This window comes from Erwinia sp. PME.40.26/001, from assembly GCF_055556675.1.
In genome coordinates this window covers 422,752-439,883 of record NZ_JBVHNP010000002.1, presented here as the reverse complement: position 1 = coordinate 439,883, position 17,132 = coordinate 422,752, and the positions used below count along the sequence as shown (strand labels likewise).

Genomic DNA, 17,132 nt, shown 5'->3' with positions numbered 1-17,132 from the left:
CGGCCTGACTGACCGCGGGTTAGTGCAGCGTCGGCTTTTTCATCACGACATTGGTCGGAACAGCGCGGGTAAAGGTGTCATGACACAGCAGTGCAGCCACGCGCACGTACTCAATCACCTCTTCCAGCGACTGTTCCAGTTCTTCCTGATCTTCATCTTCATCATAACCCAGCTGGGCAATGGTGCGCAGATCGTCGATGGCTTCTCCGGTTTCCCCTTTCACCTGCCCAATTTTTGGCTGTACAACGCCCAGGCCAAGCAGGAAATGGTTCACCCAGCCTGCCAGCGCATCGGCACGATCAAAAACGGTGATGTCGTCATCTTCCGGCAGGTAAAGCTGGAACAGGAAGCCTTCATCTTCCAGCGTGTTGCCAATCGCTTCGTGCATCTCCTGCAGGGGTTGCGCCAGCGTTTGCGAAAACGCCATACCCTCATTAGTCAGGTCGTGCATCAGCGTTTGCCAGCTGCTGTCATGGTTGCCGCCGCAGATCAATCCGCTGATCAGGCCATGCATCTCGGCAGGGGTCATTCCTACGCCCTGCTGCGTCAGTACTGAAGCCAGCGTGTTGTAGCCCGGCATAATGTTCGTTAGTGACATGGGTTTTGTTCGTCGTTGGCTGGTTAAGTTCGTGGTATGCTACCACCAGGTGCCTCAACGATTCCAGAAAGGGGTTGTTTCTTATATTAGGGGTAGTTATAGTAGCGCCCCTCCCAAGCCCTGAGCGGTAAGGGTGATGGCGGGCGCAGTAATCAGTCAGGAAGGTGGCATGTCTGCACAACCGGTAGATATTCAAATTTTTGGCCGTTCATTAAGAGTAAATTGTCCGCCCGAACAGCAAGATGCGCTGAATCTGGCTGCCGAAGACCTCAATCAACGGTTGCAAGACTTAAAAGTTCGCACTAGAGTCACTAATACCGAGCAACTGGTATTTATTGCTGCACTGAACATTTGCCATGAACTGGCGCAGGAAAAAGTCAAAACCCGTGACTATGCGTCGAACATGGAACAACGAATTCGGATGCTGCAACAGACCATTGAACAGGCATTGCTTGAGCAAGGTCGCATAACTGAACGTACGGGTGCGAAGTTCGAATAACACTTCAACGTTAGCTGTGATACAGTGACGGTGAAGTAAAAAATTCTCTGAGATGTTTGCAAGCGGGCCCGTCCCCTGAGCCGATAATTAATACCAAACAGAGTGTGACGCTCTGTAACCTGTGCGCAAGCTCGGTTCGTCCGAGAAGCCTGATGGTTACGACGGCATACTCACCTTGAACCATGGGTTCAAGGGTTACAGCCTGCGGCGGCATCTCGGAGATTCCCACGTTTTATCTCCACTGTTTTTTTCTGCTATTTACACTCTCTGCAAGACCCGGCAATCTGAAAAACACCTTTTGCTTTTGGAGTGGCCAGCTATGAGCCTCCCTCTTTGCGACCGTCAGGACATCCGCACCCATATCCGCCACCTCCGGCGAGAACTCAGCCATGAACAGCAGCAGCTTGCTGCCGTACAGGTCGCTGACCATGCCCTGAATTTTGCCCCGGTACAGCAGGCGAAGAATATCGCGCTGTTTCTCTCTGTCGACGGTGAAATCAATACCCGGCCGCTCATTGCCAAACTCTGGCAGCGTAAGCAGCGGGTTTATCTTCCGGTTCTGCACCCTTTCTCTCGCGGTCAGCTGTTGTTCCTGCATTACGATGAACACACCGAACTGCGCAATAACCGCCTGCGCATACCCGAACCGCCGCTGGATATCCGTCATTTGCTGCCGCTTAGTGAGCTGGACGTGCTGATGGTACCGCTGGTGGCGTTTGATGCCAGCGGCCAGCGTCTGGGTATGGGCGGCGGGTTTTATGACAGAACACTGCAGAACTGGCAGCAGCACGGCTTTCTGCCGGTGGGTCTGGCGCATGACTGTCAGCAGGTGGAGCGCTTACCCGTCGCGGAGTGGGATATCCCATTACCGGCGCTGATCACGCCGTCCAGGCTGTGGCAGTGGTGAAAGCAAAAGGGGCGACTCAAAAAGTCGCCCCTCAAAGGTATTGTACCGGTGCTGACCTTCTTATCCGGTCAGCCCGTCTGTCAGTACAACAAACGTGCGCGTACAGTGCCCGGAATAGCCTTCATCAGCTGCAGGGCTTTATCAGCCACATCCTGCGGTGCATCGACGTCGATCACCACATAGCCCATCTGCGGCGTGGTTTGCAGATACTGAGCAGAGATGTTGATCCCCTGATCGGCAAAGATCAGGTTGATCGCCGTCAGCACGCCGGGACGGTTCTCATGGATGTGCATCAGACGACTGGCGTTTGCGCCGTGCATCGGCAGTGAGGCTTCCGGGAAGTTAACGGCAGACAGCGTCGATCCATTGTCTGAGTACTTCGCCAGCTTGCCTGCCACTTCAATACCAATGTTCTCCTGTGCTTCCTGCGTGGAGCCCCCGATATGTGGCGTCAGGATCACGTTATCAAACTCACACAGCGGCGAGTTGAACGGATCGCTGTTGGTCGCCGGCTCTTCCGGGAAGACGTCAATCGCCGCACCGGCCAGGTGCCCGGTGGCCAGGACGTGGCACAGAGCCGGGATATCGACCACGGTCCCGCGCGAGGCATTGATCAGCAGCGCACCCGGCTTCATCAGCGCCAGTTCGTCCGGCCCCATCATATTCTGGGTAGATGGGGTTTCCGGCACGTGCAGGCTCACCACATCGCTCATATTCAGCAGGTCGGAGAGATGTTGCACCTGGGTCGCATTACCGAGCGGCAGTTTGCTTTCGATATCATAGAAGAAGACGTGCATCCCGAGGCTTTCCGCCAGCACGCCCAGCTGCATACCAATGTGACCGTAACCAATGATCCCCAGCTTTTTGCCGCGAGCTTCATAGGAACCCACTGCCAGCTTATGCCACTGGCCCCGGTGTGCTTTAGCGTTGGCCGCCGGCACGCCGCGCAGCATCAGCAGCAGTTCACCGATAACCAGTTCAGCCACGGATCGGGTGTTGGAGAAAGGTGCGTTAAACACCGGAATGCCGCGCTTCGCCGCCGCATTGAGATCCACCTGGTTGGTGCCGATGCAGAAACAGCCAACTGCGACCAGTTTTTCTGCCGCGGCGAAGATCTCTTCGGTGAGGTGAGTACGCGAACGCAGCCCGATGAAGTGGGCATCGCGGATGGACTCTTTCAGTGCTTCGCTGTCCAGTGCGCCCTTGTGAAATTCAATGTTGGTGTAGCCAGCAGAACGCAGATTATCAACTGCACTCTGGTGAACGCCTTCCACCAGCAGGAATTTAATCTTGTCTTTCTCCAGTGATACTTTTGCCATTTCCCGACCCTATTTAGCTGACTTCAGATGTGGCTTCACCCCCGGGCTTTCCCGTTTACAGGCGTAACGTCAGCCTGCAGAAAGGGTAAAAACAGCGGGGATATAAGATAGCCTTCTGTCAAAATAACAAAATTTACGCCCGCAGCAATACAAACGATTGCCTGGCTGCCAGCATGGCAACACGGTCGGCCAGAACATTGCGATAGAAAATCGTGGTGCAGCGCGAACCATCAGGAGGATCGCGCTTCAGGCAGCCTGAATGTGACATAAGTCACTAAATATTGCCTGCAAAAGAAAAGATGTTTTTTAGGTAAAAATAACCGCCAGCGGGCAGATCATTTTTGAATGGTTTGCACGCCGTCAGCCGTACCGATCAGCGCAACATCGGCGCAGCGGGCAGCAAACAACCCGACAGTGACCACACCAGGCAGCGCGTTAATCGCGGTTTCCAGACGCACGGGGTCGATAATTTTCAGATTATGCACGTCGAGAATAATGTTGCCGTTGTCGGTCACCACGTTCTGACGGTACTCAGGCTGCCCACCCAGCTTGACCAGCTCACGGGCGACATACGACCTCGCCATGGGGATCACTTCGACCGGCAGCGGGAAGCGCCCCAGCACATCGACCTGCTTAGAGGCATCGGCAATACAGATAAAGCGATCGGCCACGGCAGCAATAATTTTTTCGCGCGTCAGCGCCGCGCCGCCGCCTTTGATCATCTGCATCTGACCGTTAATTTCGTCTGCGCCGTCAACATACACCGACAGCTCATCGATTTCGTTCAGATCAAAAACGTGGATGCCATACTCTTTCAGCTTAGCCGTGGAGGCTTCCGAACTGGAGACAGCCCCTTCAATCTGGTGTTTGATCGAGGCCAGAGCATCAATAAAATGCGCAGCAGTCGACCCCGTTCCCACCCCAACGATGGTGCCCGGCGTGACATAATCCAGAGCTGCCCAGCCTACGGCTTTTTTCAGTTCATCCTGTGTCATGGTATGTTTAAAACCTGTCAGTCACTGTGTGCGCGTAGTATAAAGCAAGGCTGAGAAAAAAAACCGCCTAACAGGGTCTTTGATTGACAGGAATGGAACCCACCCCACAAAGTGGCGGACAGGTCAGTGATGCCAGCCAAAGGCAAAACACGAAAAATATGGCATAGTGCAGAACCACACCTGAAAGAGAGTACAACGATTAATGAAACGCCCGGATTATCGAACGCTTCAGGCGCTGGATGCAGTGATTCGTGAACGCGGCTTTGAACGTGCCGCGCAAAAGCTCTGTATTACTCAGTCAGCGGTCTCGCAGCGTATCAAGCAGCTTGAGAATATGTTCGGCCAGCCTCTGCTGGTGCGGACCGTACCGCCGCGCCCGACGGAGCAGGGTCAGAAGCTGCTGGCCTTATTGCACCAGGTGGAGCTGCTGGAAGAAGAGTGGCTGGGTGACGATATCAGCGGCACCACGCCCCTGCTGCTGTCGTTGGCAGTGAACGCCGACAGTCTGGCAACCTGGCTGCTGCCCGCGCTGAAAACGGTACTGACCGATTCCCCGGTGCGTCTGAATCTTCAGGTGGAAGATGAAACCCGCACTCAGGAACGCCTGCGACGCGGGGAAGTGGTCGGTGCCGTGAGTATTCAGCCGCAGCCGTTGCCCAGCTGTCTGGTCGATCAGCTCGGCGCGCTCGACTATCTTTTTGTGGGGTCGAAGGAGTTTGCCGCCCGCTACTTCCCGAACGGTGTGACGCGCTCGGCGCTGCTGAAAGCCCCGGCAGTGGCCTTCGATCATCTGGATGATATGCATCAGGCATTTTTACAGCAGAACTTTGACCTGTCGCCGGGCAGCGTGCCCTGCCACATCGTTAACTCGTCAGAAGCCTTTGTCCAGCTGGCCCGTCAGGGCACCACCTGCTGTATGATCCCGCACCTGCAAATCGAGCGCGAACTGGCGGAAGGGGAGCTGATTGATTTAACCCCGGGCCTGTTGCAGCGCCGGATGCTGTACTGGCACCGCTTTGCTCCGGAAAGCCGCCTGATGCGTAAGGTGACTGACGCACTGCTGGCGCACGGCCATCGCGTACTGCGTCAGGATACGGAATAACGATCTGTCAGGGTCGGACCCGGCCCCGGTGGAATTCTGCTCAGGGGCTGACCGTCAGTATCGGTCAGCCCATCCGGCATTAAGGGTTACGCTGCAGCTCAAACACCACATCGACCTGATCGTCAAAATGAATACTCTGCTGTTCGTAAGTCTGCGCGGCAGAGGTCATCGGTGCCGCGTCAGCGGCCTTGTACATCCGGGCCATCGGCATTGGCTGATAGTTAGCAACATGATAGCGGATGCTGTATACCGGCCCCAGCTTGCTGCCGAAGCCCTGCGCCAGATCCCCGGCCTGCTTCACTGCATCATCAATGGCGGCTTTACGTGCCTTCGCTTTGTACTCTTCCGGATTGGCAACGCCCAGTTCCACCGAACGGATCTCATTCAGGCCTGATTTCAGCGCGCCGTCCAGCAGCTCATTCAGCTTATCCAGATGACGCAGCGTCACCTGAACCTGACGCACGGCACGGTAGCCCTTCAGCACTGACTTACCGTCTTTCAGGTAGTCATATTCTGGCTGGGTCCGCAGGTTAGCCGCATTGATATCTTTCTTCTCAATACCGCTTTTATCCAGGAAGTCAAAATACTGCTGTACGCGGCTGTCAGCCTGCTTTTTCGCTTCGCCAGCATCTTTAGCAGACACACTGACTTCAATCGCGAGGGTGGCGATATCCGGCGCAGCATCCACGCTGGACTGACCGGAGGTCACCACGTGTGGGCCATTCGGTAGTTCATCTGCCTGTACAGCCAGTGGCAACGTGCCCAATCCAATCATTGCGGCCAGAGCCAGTTTAGTGAGCTTCAAAGCATCCTCCATGGGGTCATCATCATCAGCGAGAACGCCACCGGGTAAAAAGCGGGTTCCGGTAGCGTATTGTTCCGTCAAAATCTGGCGGTACAAGATATTTTAGTGCGCATTGGCGCGTCACACTAGGACATCAATTCTGATAGTGAGTTCCTGTTAACTTCAGGAGAGTGCCTGCAACGCCAGTTTCAGCGCAATCCCCCACATGACCAGCCCGACCAGCAGGTTAATTATTCGTTGGGCGCGCGCGGTATTGAGCAGCGGTGCCAGCCAGGCCGCCAGCAGCGCCAGGCCGAAAAACCACAGCACGGAGGCACTGGCAGAGCCGAGGGCGAACCAGCGGCGGGCCTCTTCCGGTAGCTGTCCGCCCAGGCTCCCCAGCACTACAAACGTATCCAGATAAACGTGCGGGTTAAGCCAGGTGACCGCCATCATCGTGGCCACAATGCGCCAGCGCCCCTGCTTCAGCGCGGCCGCAGAGGCCAGCTGCACGTCGCCGCTGAATGCGGTACGCAGCGCGCCCCAGCCGTACCACAGCAGGAAGGCGACGCCACCCCAGGTCACCACGTTCAGCAGCAGCGCAGACTGATTAAGCAATGCGCTACCGCCAAAGATGCCACCACAGATCAGCACAATATCGCTCAGGGTGCAGAGCGCAGCGGTCATCAGATGATACTGACGGCGTACGCCCTGGTTCATCACAAACGCGTTTTGCGGGCCCAGCGGAAGAATAAGCGCGGCACCCATGGCAACGCCCTGAAAAAAAATGGATAACACAATAATCACCTCACCCTTTACGATTTCGGCAAAGTGTATAGCGACTCAATTATTAGGGGAAATTGAAAGATTTAATGCTGCATAAATAATGCTAATAATGCGCGCAAAACCGGTGCCTGCAGGAATAACGTCACGCCCCGGCGTTCGTATCCCCGCCCGATCATCACCATTTTGGGGCAAAAAAAGCCCCCTGGCTGGCTCAGTCAGGGGGCCGGTTTCACGGTGCGGGTTCACTCCTGAGCGTGAGTCGCCTGCTCCGCTGTTTTCACCTGATGCAGATGCACGTCCATCTGCGGATAAGGAATGCCGATATTATTCGCATCCAGCGCGCGCTTAAAGTTTTTCATCAGGTCCCAGTAGACGTCCTGCAGATCGCCCGCCTTGCTCCAGCAGCGCACCACAAAGTTCACTGAGGATGCGCCCAGCTCATTCAGGCCGATCTGCACGCCACGCTCCTGCAGCACGCGCGGTTCGGCATCAACCACCTCACGCAGCAGTTTGAGTACCTGGTCCACGTCAGCATCGTAAGCCACGCCGATAATAAATTCGTTCCTGCGCTCCGGCTCACGCGAAAAGTTGATGATGTTTCCGGCGATGATTTTGCCGTTCGGCACTACCACGATTTTGCCATCTGCCGTTCTCAGCGTGGTGGAGAAAATCTGCACGTTGAGCACGGTCCCCATGACGCCGCCGAGGTCGACAAACTCACCCGCACGGAAGGGACGGAAGGTCACCAGCAGTACGCCGGCGGCGAGGTTAGACAGCGACCCCTGCAGTGCCAGCGCAAAGGCAAAGCCTGCGGCAGCGAGCGCGGCAATCACCGATGCGGTCTGTACGCCAACGCGGCCCATAGCGGCAATCAGCGTAAAAGCAATGATGCCATAACGCACCAGACCGGAAAGGAAATCCGCCACGGTCGGGTCGATTTTTCGTGTTACCAGAAGTTTATTAACAGCATTTGAAATGAAGCGGGCGCCAATCATCCCGATGATAACAATGACAATAGCCGCAACAATATTGACTGCATAGCTCAACAGTAATGCCTGGTTACGTACCAGCCATCCGCCTGCATTATTCAGGCCGTTTACCACATTTAACTCGTCCATTACCCTGTCCTGTTGTTTGCCCTGAGCGGGCGTTCAATTCACTGCCGCTGTAACGACAACCGGTGGAGTTAAGGGTAAACAACATTTGTTGTTGTGCCAAACAAGTCACACAATTACTTAAAAATTCCGGATTTTGCGTATAAAAAAAGGCCCATCAGGGCCTTTTTTAACCAAAGGGAAGATTACAGTACGTCGACTGCGTTCAGCTCTTTGAATGCCTGCTCCAGGCGAACGATCATCGAAGACTGTGAAGCACGCAGCCAGACGCGAGGATCGTAGAACTTCTTGTTTGGCTTATCAGCGCCTTCCGGGTTACCCAGCTGCGCCTGCAGATAGCCTTCGTTCTTTTTGTAGTACTGCAGAATACCGTCCCATGTTGCCCACTGGGTATCAGTATCGATGTTCATTTTGATCACGCCGTAACCGATAGACTCTTCGATTTCAGCGGCAGATGAACCGGAACCACCGTGGAACACGAAGTCCAGGGAGTTCTCTGGCAGACCATGTTTCTCGCTGACGTATTTCTGAGAATCACGCAGGATGGTCGGCGTCAGTTTCACGTTGCCTGGCTTGTACACGCCGTGTACGTTACCGAAAGAGGCAGCGATGGTGAAACGTGGACTGATCGCGTTCAGCTTGGTGTAGGCGTAATCAACGTCTTCTGGCTGAGTGTACAGGGCTGAAGCATCCATGTGGCTGTTGTCCACACCGTCTTCTTCACCACCGGTGCAACCCAGTTCGATTTCCAGAGTCATGTCGATTTTCGCCATGCGCGCCAGGTATTTGCTGGAGATCTCAATGTTCTCTTCCAGTGACTCTTCAGACAGGTCGATCATATGAGAAGAGAACAGCGGCTTACCAGTTTTAGCGAAGTGCTCTTCGCCCGCGTCCAGCAGACCGTCGATCCACGGCAGCAGTTTCTTCGCGCAGTGGTCGGTGTGCAGGATCACCGGCACGCCGTAATGTTCAGCCATCAGGTGCACATGGTGTGCGCCAGAGATTGCGCCAAAGATGGCAGCAGCCTGTGGTTTGTCTGATTTCAGGCCTTTACCCGCGATGAAGCCAGCGCCACCGTTGGAGAACTGAATGATCACTGGTGCTTTTACTTTCGCAGCAGTTTCCAGTACGGCGTTGATGGAGTCAGTGCCGACGCAGTTAACGGCTGGCAGGGCGAATTTGTTCTCTTTCGCCACTTTGAAGATCTTCTGCACGTCATCACCGGTGACAACGCCAGGTTTTACGAAATCAAAAATTTTAGACATGTTAGCTTGTCCTGTTTCTTCGGTCGTATTAAAGGATTCGGTTCTCATGCGGGGCGTCATGCACCCCGCACTGAGGTTTAATTACTTCTGCTTCGCACGCTCTTCCAGCATAGCAACCGCAGGTAAGGTTTTGCCTTCCACGAACTCAAGGAACGCACCGCCACCGGTAGAGATATAGGAGATTTTATCTTCGATACCGAACAGGTCGATAGCCGCCAGCGTATCACCGCCGCCTGCAATGGAGAATGCGTCGCTGTCTGCAATGGCGTTGGCAATAATTTCAGTGCCTTTACGGAAGTTCGGGAATTCAAACACGCCGACCGGGCCATTCCACAGAATAGTCTTGGCTTCTTTCAGTAACTTAGCCATGGCCAGCGCAGTCTCATCACCGAAGTCCATGATCTCTTCGTTGTCCTGAACTTCAGACACTTTCTTCACGGTAGACGGGGCAGTTTCAGAGAATTCCGTGCCTACGCGGGAGTCAGTCGGCACCGGGATTTTGTATTCATCACGCAGTTTTTTTGCGGCTTCAACAAAATCAGGCTCGTACAGTGATTTACCCACGTTGTTATCGATAGCCACGAAAGTGTTGGCGATACCGCCACCGACGATCACGGTATCAGCAATGTTCACCAGCGAGTTCAGCACGTCGAACTTCGTGGAGACCTTAGAGCCACCCACTACGGCAACCATCGGACGCGCCGGGGTTTTCAGGGCTTTGCCCAGGGCTTCCAGCTCATTGGCCAGCAGCGGACCGGCACAGGCAATCGGCGCGAACTTACCCACGCCGTGCGTAGAGGCCTGCGCACGGTGAGCAGTACCGAACGCATCCATCACAAAGATGTCGCACAGTGCAGCGTATTTTTTAGAGAGGGCTTCGTCGTCTTTTTTCTCGCCTTTGTTGAAGCGCACGTTTTCCAACACCACCAGTTTACCGGCGGTCAGCTCAACGCCTTCCAGGTAATCTTTGGCCAGCGTCACGTTGTCTGCGCCCAACTTGTCTTTCAGGTAGTTGACTACCGGCAGCAGAGAAAACTCTTCGTTGTATTCACCTTCGGTCGGACGACCCAGGTGAGAGGTAACCATCACTTTTGCGCCCTGCTTCAACGCCGCTTCAATTGTCGGCAGTGAAGCGCGAATACGTGCATCTGACGTCACTTTCCCTTCTTTAACTGGCACGTTCAGATCCGCACGGATCAGAACACGTTTACCAGCCAGATCCAGATCGGTCATCTTAATTACAGACATGGTGAACCCTCTCGTTGATTCTCAAAGTTTTACAGACGCTGTACGCGCCTTACCTGAAACCGCTTGTGGCCATCGCCAAGGTCGTATCGATCATACGGTTGGCAAAGCCCCATTCGTTATCGCACCAGACTAACGTCTTGATCAGGTGCTGACCACTGACCCGCGTTTGGGTGCCATCAACAATGGCACTGTGCGGATCATGGTTAAAATCAATGGAGACTAACGGCAATTCCGTGTAGTCAACTATACCACTAAATGCCCCTTCTGACGCACTTTGCAACAGCGCGTTAACCTCGCAGGCACTGACGGCATCCCGCACGCTGACGCTAAGGTCAATGGCCGTCACATTAATGGTCGGCACGCGCACGGCTATCGCTTCGAAGCGGTCATTAAATTTTGGGAAGAAACGCGTGATCCCGGCGGCGAGTCGCGTATCAACAGGAATAATCGACTGGCTGGCGGCACGCGTGCGGCGTAAATCCGGGTGATACGCATCAATCACCTGCTGGTCGTGCATCGCCGAGTGAATGGTGGTGACCGTTCCTGATTCAATGCCCCAGGCATCATCCAGCAATTTAATAATGGGAATGATGCAGTTCGTGGTGCACGAGGCGTTAGACACCAGTCTGTGCTCAGGCAGGAGATCTTTTTCATTCACGCCAAACACCACGGTGGCATCCAGATCGTTGCCGCCGGGGTGGGAGAAAAGCACTTTTTTCGCCCCGGCCTGCAGATGAGCTTCGCCATCCGCACGGCTGCCGTAAACCCCGGTACAGTCCAGCACAATATCCACATTCAGCTCACGCCAGGGCAGCGCGTCAATATCAGCATGATGTAACAGACGGATGGTGTCATCACCGACGGACAGCTGATCGCGCTCCTGGCGGACCTCCCAGGCAAACCGCCCGTGGCTGGTGTCGTATTTTAACAGATGCGCCATACCGGCGGCCTCTGCCAGCTCATTGATGGCCACCACCGTGATTTCAGCACGGCGACCGGTTTCATACAGGGCACGCAATACGTTGCGCCCTATACGACCAAATCCGTTAATGGCAATGCGAACCGTCATATCACTCCTGCATCAGAATTCACTATGAAATCGGAGGATTAGCCTGAGCCAGCCACCACGATTTGTACAGGACATTCTTGCCCCCTTACCCGTGTCTGCTGGCAAGCGGGTCGTGGCGGAACAGCTAACTGAAACGCTTCAGCTAGAATAATTGATGTCAGGAATAATAGGAATGATCGGGATCAATTACGCCCCTCAACTTTCGATCTACGTCACAAAATCAGACAAAACTTGTTAAAAAATCCCGGACTTTCCGCCACACGGCACCCCCACTGGCCATTTTTTAGTCAGATCACACCTTATGTCTATCTGCGGTCTGGGGAAGCGCTTACTTTCTGTTTTTAACGTCTGATTAACACACCAGAGAAAGGAGCCTCCCGTGGCCGAACACAATCCAGATAAATCCGGCATTTCGCGCCGGACCCTGCTGAAAGGTGCCGGGGTCCTCGCCAGCAGCCAGTTACTTCCCCCGGCCCTGGCCGCCGGCACAGCCAACGCCCCCGTCCCCGTCCCCGTCCCGGCTTCCCCTCCTCCCCGGGCACCGCAGCAACTCCCAGAGGGTTATAACATCCTGTTTGTCACTTCCGATCAGGAACGTTACTTCGACCACTACCCTTTTCCCGTGCCGGGCCGTGAGCGCCTGATGAACACCGGCACCACGTTCACCCGTCATTATATCAACAGCTGCGTCTGCACCTCATCGCGCTCGGTGATGTATACCGGTCTGCATATGCCACAGACGCGGATGTTTGATAATGCCGGCATGCCGTGGATGCCCTGGAGTCTCTCCCCGGAACTGGGTACCCTCGCCTCGCTGATAAAGCCGTTAGGCTACTATGCCGCTTACAAAGGGAAGTGGCACCTCTCTACTCTGCTCGATCACTCGCTGAACAGCGTTCCTTCCGGCAACATCGACGATATGGATCATGCGCCGCTGCATCAGCAGATGCAGAAATATGGCTTTGACGATTATTCCGGCATCGGTGACCTGATTGGCCTGCGCAAGGGCGGTTACGTCTATGACAGTCTGACCACGGCGCAGGCTGTCAGCTGGCTACGCGGCAAAGGGCGAAATATGGCCGATGCGCAGCAGCCCTGGCTGCTCGCCGTCAACCTGGTTAACCCGCACGATGTCATGTTTATCGATACCGATGCCCCGGGGGAAAGGGTGCAGTGGCATCAGGCGCTGAATGAGAATCAGCCGATGAGTCCGGCGCAACCGCCGGAAAATACCCTCTATGCTGCCCGCTGGGATACCAGCCCCCTGCCCGACAGCCGTCATCAGCCTTTTGATCAGGCCGGCAGACCCGCTGCCCAGTGGGACTATCAGCAGGCCAGAGCCATGCTGGTCGGACAGTTCCCTGATGAGGATCGCCGCTGGAAGAAGTTGCGCGACTACTATTTTAACTGCATCCGCGATCATGACAGCCACCTGGTTCGCCTGCTGGAAGAACTGGACGCGCTGGGCCTGCGGCAGAAAACCATTGTGGTATTCACCTCCGATCACGGGGAGCTGCAGGGTTATCATCAGATGCACGGTAAGGGCACCTGCGTTTACAACCAGCAGGTGCACGTGCCGATGATCGTCAGCCATCCGGACTATCCTGGCGGTAAACGCTGTCAGGCACTGACCAGCCACCTGGATCTGGTTCCCACCCTGCTGGGGCTGACCGGGCGGCCCCAGGCGCAGCGCGCCTCACTGCTGCAGGACCGCAAGGGTGTGGATTTCAGCCCGCTGATCCGCCAGCCTGAGCAGGCAACACTGCACCAGATACGCAACGCCACCCTCTACTGTTACGACATGATGCTGTATATCGACCGCGAGTATCTGCGTAAGATGTTTCGCCTGCGCGACGATAAGGCGCTGACCCCGGATGAAAAGCATTTTGCAATGAAAGCCCTCTCCCCTGATTTCAGGCGACGCACGGGCATACGGATGATTTTTGACGGGCGGTACAAATTTGCCCGCTACTTCTCTCTGCGCCAGCACAATATGCCGCAGACCTGGGATCAGCTGCTGGCGCTGAACGATCTGGAATTGTATGACCTGGAAAACGATCCGCAGGAAATGAATAACCTCGCCCGCGATCCACAGGCATCACGTCCGTTAATCATGTGGCTTAATCAGAAACTGAATACCCTGTATCAGCAGGAAATTGGCACGGATGACGGTCATTTCCTGCCGCAGGAAGGCACCGCAGGCTGGGATCTGGATGCAGCGCAGTTGGCTGACATCGTGCGCGACTGACTGCCGCCATAAAAAAAGGCATCGCAATGCGATGCCTTTTTGGCAGCTTACTGCCCCGAAGGGCGATGCCGGACGGTTACAGCAGGCCTTTCGCCCTGGCCACCACGTTTTCTACCGTGAAGCCAAACAGATCGAACAGCTTCTCAGCCGGAGCAGACTCACCGAAGCTGGTCATGCCGACGATAGCGCCGTTCAGGCCGACGTATTTGTACCAGTAATCCGCAATACCGGCTTCAATCGCGACGCGTGCGCTGACCGCTTTTGGCAGCACAGCCTCACGATAAGCCGCATCCTGCTTGTCGAACGCATCAGTCGATGGCATAGACACCACGCGAACCTTACGGCCTTCCGCAGTCAGCTGGTCATACGCACCGACGGCCAGTTCAACTTCTGAACCGGTGGCGATCAGGATCACCTCAGGCGTACCGGCGCAATCTTTCAGCACGTAAGCACCGCGGGCGACGTTTGCCAGCTGTTCTGCCGTACGGTCCTGCTGGGCCAGGTTCTGACGGGACAGGATCAGGGCCGTAGGGCCGTCCTGACGTTCAACCGCGTATTTCCACGCAATGGCTGACTCCACCTGGTCACACGGACGCCACAGGCTCATATTTGGCGTCACACGCAGGCTGGCCATCTGCTCGACCGGCTGGTGAGTCGGGCCATCTTCACCCAGACCGATGGAGTCATGGGTGTAGACCATGACCTGGCGGATTTTCATCAGCGCGGCCATACGCACCGCGTTACGGGCATATTCGACAAACATCAGGAAGGTCGCCGTGTACGGCAGGAAACCGCCGTGCAGGGTGATACCGTTCGCGATGGCAGTCATACCGAATTCACGCACGCCATAATGGATGTAGTTACCCGCCGCATCTTCGTTGATCGGCTTAGAACCGGACCACATCGTCAGGTTGCTGGGTGCCAGGTCAGCGGAACCGCCCAGATACTCCGGCAGCAGTTTGCCGAAGGCTTCGATGGCATTCTGCGACGCTTTACGGCTGGCAATTTTAGACGGATTAGCCTGCAGCTGTTCAATGAACTTCTGCGACTCGGCTTCCCAGTTGGCCGGCAGTTCGTTCTTCACGCGGCGGGAGAACTCTTCCGCCAGCTCCGGGAAGGCTTTGGCGTAAGCGGCAAACTTCTCGTTCCATGACGCTTCTTTTGCACGGCCAGCTTCTTTCGCATCCCACTGTGCATAAATATCGGCAGGGATCTCAAACGGCGCGTGGTTCCAGCCCAGCTGTTTACGGGTCAGGGCGATTTCGTCATCACCCAGCGGTGCACCGTGGGAATCGTGCGTACCGGCTTTGTTCGGTGAACCGAAACCGATCACGGTTTTGCACATCAGCAGAGAAGGCTTATCGCTCACCGCTTTGGCTTCTTCCACCGCTTTTTTGATGGCGTCTGCATCGTGTCCGTCCACGCCGCGCACGACGTGCCAGCCGTAAGACTCAAAGCGTGTCGCCGTATCGTCGGTGAACCAGCCGTCAATGTGGCCGTCGATAGAGATGCCGTTGTCATCATAGAACGCCACCAGTTTGCCCAGCTTCAGCGTACCAGCCAGCGAGCAGACTTCGTGGGAGATGCCTTCCATCATGCAGCCGTCGCCCATAAACACGTAGGTGTTATGGTCAACCACATCGTGGCCGGGACGGTTGAACTGCGCGGCCAGCGTGCGTTCAGCAATGGCAAAGCCCACTGCGTTGGCGATGCCCTGGCCCAGTGGACCGGTGGTGGTTTCCACACCGACGGTGTAGCCGTATTCCGGGTGACCTGGGGTTTTGGAATGCAGCTGACGGAAGTTAGCCAGTTCACTGATGGGCAGATCGTATCCGCTGAGGTGCAGCAGGCTGTAGATCAGCATTGAGCCGTGACCGTTAGACAGCACGAAGCGGTCACGATCGGCCCAAAGTGGGTTTTCTGGGTTGTGGTTGAGGAAGTCACGCCACAGAACTTCGGCGATATCGGCCATCCCCATCGGGGCACCCGGGTGGCCGGATTTGGCTTTTTGCACCGCATCCATACTTAATGCGCGAATGGCGTTGGCAAGCTCTTTACGAGAAGACATTTTCTACTCCAGGTCGGATTTAACGCTTCGCCGTCCTTAACCTATTGTAATGAATGAGTTATCAGGCAAAGCCGAAGGAAAGTCGACCATCAATGTACATGAAATACGGGTAACATGTACATGGCGCGGGATGTAAAAAGAATCACATATGTTGCCGTTTGAGAGGATGGTGACTATGCAACCACGTGAACACGCGCTATAACACATCTCGCGCCGGCGATTTTTCGCCCGGCGTAATTTTGCAACTTTCTGATTTTAAATACCTTGTTACCTTAATGGATGAACTGGAATGAACAAACGTTTTTCTTTTGCCGCGCTGGCGCTGGCGACTGCCCTGACCGGCTGTCAGAATTTTGATGCAAACACGCTGATGCAGTCGGGTACGCAGGCCTGGCAGGCCGCCACACTGAGCGATGCACAGGTTAAAGAGTTAAGTGATAAATCCTGTCAGCAGATGGACAGCGAAGCGCAGATCGCCCCGGCCAGCAGCACTTATGCCAAACGCCTGAGCAAAATCTCAGCCGCACTCGGCGACAATATCAACGGCACCCCGGCGAACTATAAAGTTTACCTGACCAAAGACGTCAACGCCTGGGCCATGGCAAACGGCTGTATCCGCGTTTACAGCGGCCTGATGGATCTGATGACCGATAATGAAGTTGAAGGCGTACTGGGCCATGAAATGGGTCACGTGGCGCTGGGCCACTCCCGTAAAGCGATGCAGCTGGCTTACTCCACCACGGCAATCCGTACTGCCGCTGCGTCAGCCGGTGGCGTGGCGGCCTCGCTGTCGCAGTCACAGCTCGGCGATATCGGTGAGAAGCTGGTCAATGCCCAGTTCTCTCAGAGCCAGGAGTCCCAGGCGGATGACTACTCCTTCGATCTGCTGAAGAAACGTAACATCAACCCGCAGGGGCTGGTGACCAGCTTTGAGAAGTTAGCCAAACTGGAAGGGACGCATGAAAGCAGCATGTTTGATTCACACCCGGCTTCCCAGGCGCGTGCTGACCATATCAAACAGCGTATTGCCGCCGGTAAATAATGCCTGACCGGTGACACAGGGCGACTGAAACGCAGGTCGCCCCGGTCTGTAGGGGCTGACCTTCTGTTCTGGTCAGCCCCCTCCCAC

Annotated in this window: 15 protein-coding genes and 1 other RNA gene; 6 read left to right on the top strand and 10 right to left on the bottom strand. The window is 55.4% G+C overall.

The window, feature by feature from the left end; translation table 11 throughout:
• Window positions 1-19 precede the first annotated feature (19 nt).
• Complete coding sequence (locus tag ACZ3HG_RS09530; RefSeq protein WP_062744298.1) at window positions 20-598, bottom strand: YecA/YgfB family protein; 579 nt, start codon at window positions 596-598, stop codon at window positions 20-22.
• 169 nt (window positions 599-767) lie between these two features.
• Between ACZ3HG_RS09530 and zapA the strand changes: the two genes are divergently transcribed.
• From zapA to ACZ3HG_RS09515, 3 genes are all read left to right on the top strand, one after another.
• On the top strand, window positions 768-1,097 hold the full coding sequence (gene zapA, locus ACZ3HG_RS09525; protein ID WP_062744299.1) for a cell division protein ZapA: 330 nt from the start codon (window positions 768-770) through the stop codon (window positions 1,095-1,097).
• A 41-nt stretch (window positions 1,098-1,138) separates the two neighbouring features.
• Window positions 1,139-1,323, top strand: a non-coding RNA gene (gene ssrS, locus ACZ3HG_RS09520) — 6S RNA.
• Between the two features lie 93 nt (window positions 1,324-1,416).
• Window positions 1,417-2,004, top strand: a complete 588-nt coding sequence (locus tag ACZ3HG_RS09515) for a 5-formyltetrahydrofolate cyclo-ligase (RefSeq protein ID WP_191933900.1) — start codon at window positions 1,417-1,419, stop codon at window positions 2,002-2,004.
• A gap of 80 nt (window positions 2,005-2,084) precedes the next feature.
• On the opposite strand, the gene serA is transcribed toward ACZ3HG_RS09515, so the two are convergent.
• The gene (gene serA, locus ACZ3HG_RS09510) at window positions 2,085-3,323 is read right to left on the bottom strand and encodes a phosphoglycerate dehydrogenase (protein ID WP_191933899.1); all 1,239 of its coding nucleotides are present in this window, start codon (window positions 3,321-3,323) and stop codon (window positions 2,085-2,087) included.
• 335 nt (window positions 3,324-3,658) lie between these two features.
• Complete coding sequence (gene rpiA / locus ACZ3HG_RS09505) at window positions 3,659-4,318, bottom strand: ribose-5-phosphate isomerase RpiA (protein ID WP_062744302.1); 660 nt, start codon at window positions 4,316-4,318, stop codon at window positions 3,659-3,661.
• A gap of 202 nt (window positions 4,319-4,520) precedes the next feature.
• Here rpiA and ACZ3HG_RS09500 point away from each other — a divergent pair, with 202 nt between their 5' ends.
• Window positions 4,521-5,420, top strand: a complete 900-nt coding sequence (locus ACZ3HG_RS09500) for a LysR family transcriptional regulator ArgP (RefSeq protein ID WP_062744303.1) — start codon at window positions 4,521-4,523, stop codon at window positions 5,418-5,420.
• A 79-nt stretch (window positions 5,421-5,499) separates the two neighbouring features.
• Here ACZ3HG_RS09500 and ACZ3HG_RS09495 read toward each other — a convergent pair whose 3' ends face one another.
• The 6 genes from ACZ3HG_RS09495 to epd form a co-directional block, all read right to left on the bottom strand.
• Window positions 5,500-6,225: an oxidative stress defense protein gene (locus tag ACZ3HG_RS09495; RefSeq protein ID WP_062744349.1), complete on the bottom strand. Its 726-nt coding sequence runs from the start codon at window positions 6,223-6,225 to the stop codon at window positions 5,500-5,502.
• 162 nt (window positions 6,226-6,387) lie between these two features.
• The gene (argO, locus tag ACZ3HG_RS09490; RefSeq protein WP_191933898.1) at window positions 6,388-7,002 is read right to left on the bottom strand and encodes an arginine exporter ArgO; all 615 of its coding nucleotides are present in this window, start codon (window positions 7,000-7,002) and stop codon (window positions 6,388-6,390) included.
• 230 nt (window positions 7,003-7,232) lie between these two features.
• Window positions 7,233-8,108: a small-conductance mechanosensitive channel MscS gene (gene mscS / locus ACZ3HG_RS09485; protein ID WP_465332736.1), complete on the bottom strand. Its 876-nt coding sequence runs from the start codon at window positions 8,106-8,108 to the stop codon at window positions 7,233-7,235.
• Window positions 8,109-8,290: 182 nt separating this feature from the next.
• On the bottom strand, window positions 8,291-9,370 hold the full coding sequence (fbaA, locus tag ACZ3HG_RS09480) for a class II fructose-bisphosphate aldolase (protein ID WP_062744306.1): 1,080 nt from the start codon (window positions 9,368-9,370) through the stop codon (window positions 8,291-8,293).
• 81 nt (window positions 9,371-9,451) lie between these two features.
• Window positions 9,452-10,618: a phosphoglycerate kinase gene (gene pgk, locus ACZ3HG_RS09475; RefSeq protein ID WP_191933896.1), complete on the bottom strand. Its 1,167-nt coding sequence runs from the start codon at window positions 10,616-10,618 to the stop codon at window positions 9,452-9,454.
• Between the two features lie 49 nt (window positions 10,619-10,667).
• A complete protein-coding gene (gene epd / locus ACZ3HG_RS09470) occupies window positions 10,668-11,687 on the bottom strand; it encodes an erythrose-4-phosphate dehydrogenase (protein WP_191933895.1) in 1,020 nt (339 codons plus the stop codon).
• 379 nt (window positions 11,688-12,066) lie between these two features.
• Between epd and ACZ3HG_RS09465 the strand changes: the two genes are divergently transcribed.
• Entirely contained in the window at window positions 12,067-13,935 is a 1,869-nt protein-coding gene (locus ACZ3HG_RS09465; protein ID WP_191933894.1) for a sulfatase-like hydrolase/transferase, read from the top strand.
• A gap of 76 nt (window positions 13,936-14,011) precedes the next feature.
• On the opposite strand, the gene tkt is transcribed toward ACZ3HG_RS09465, so the two are convergent.
• Complete coding sequence (gene tkt, locus ACZ3HG_RS09460; RefSeq protein ID WP_191936258.1) at window positions 14,012-16,003, bottom strand: transketolase; 1,992 nt, start codon at window positions 16,001-16,003, stop codon at window positions 14,012-14,014.
• Window positions 16,004-16,292: 289 nt separating this feature from the next.
• Here tkt and loiP point away from each other — a divergent pair, with 289 nt between their 5' ends.
• A complete protein-coding gene (gene loiP / locus ACZ3HG_RS09455; protein WP_191933892.1) occupies window positions 16,293-17,045 on the top strand; it encodes a metalloprotease LoiP in 753 nt (250 codons plus the stop codon).
• Window positions 17,046-17,132: the final 87 nt, after the last annotated feature.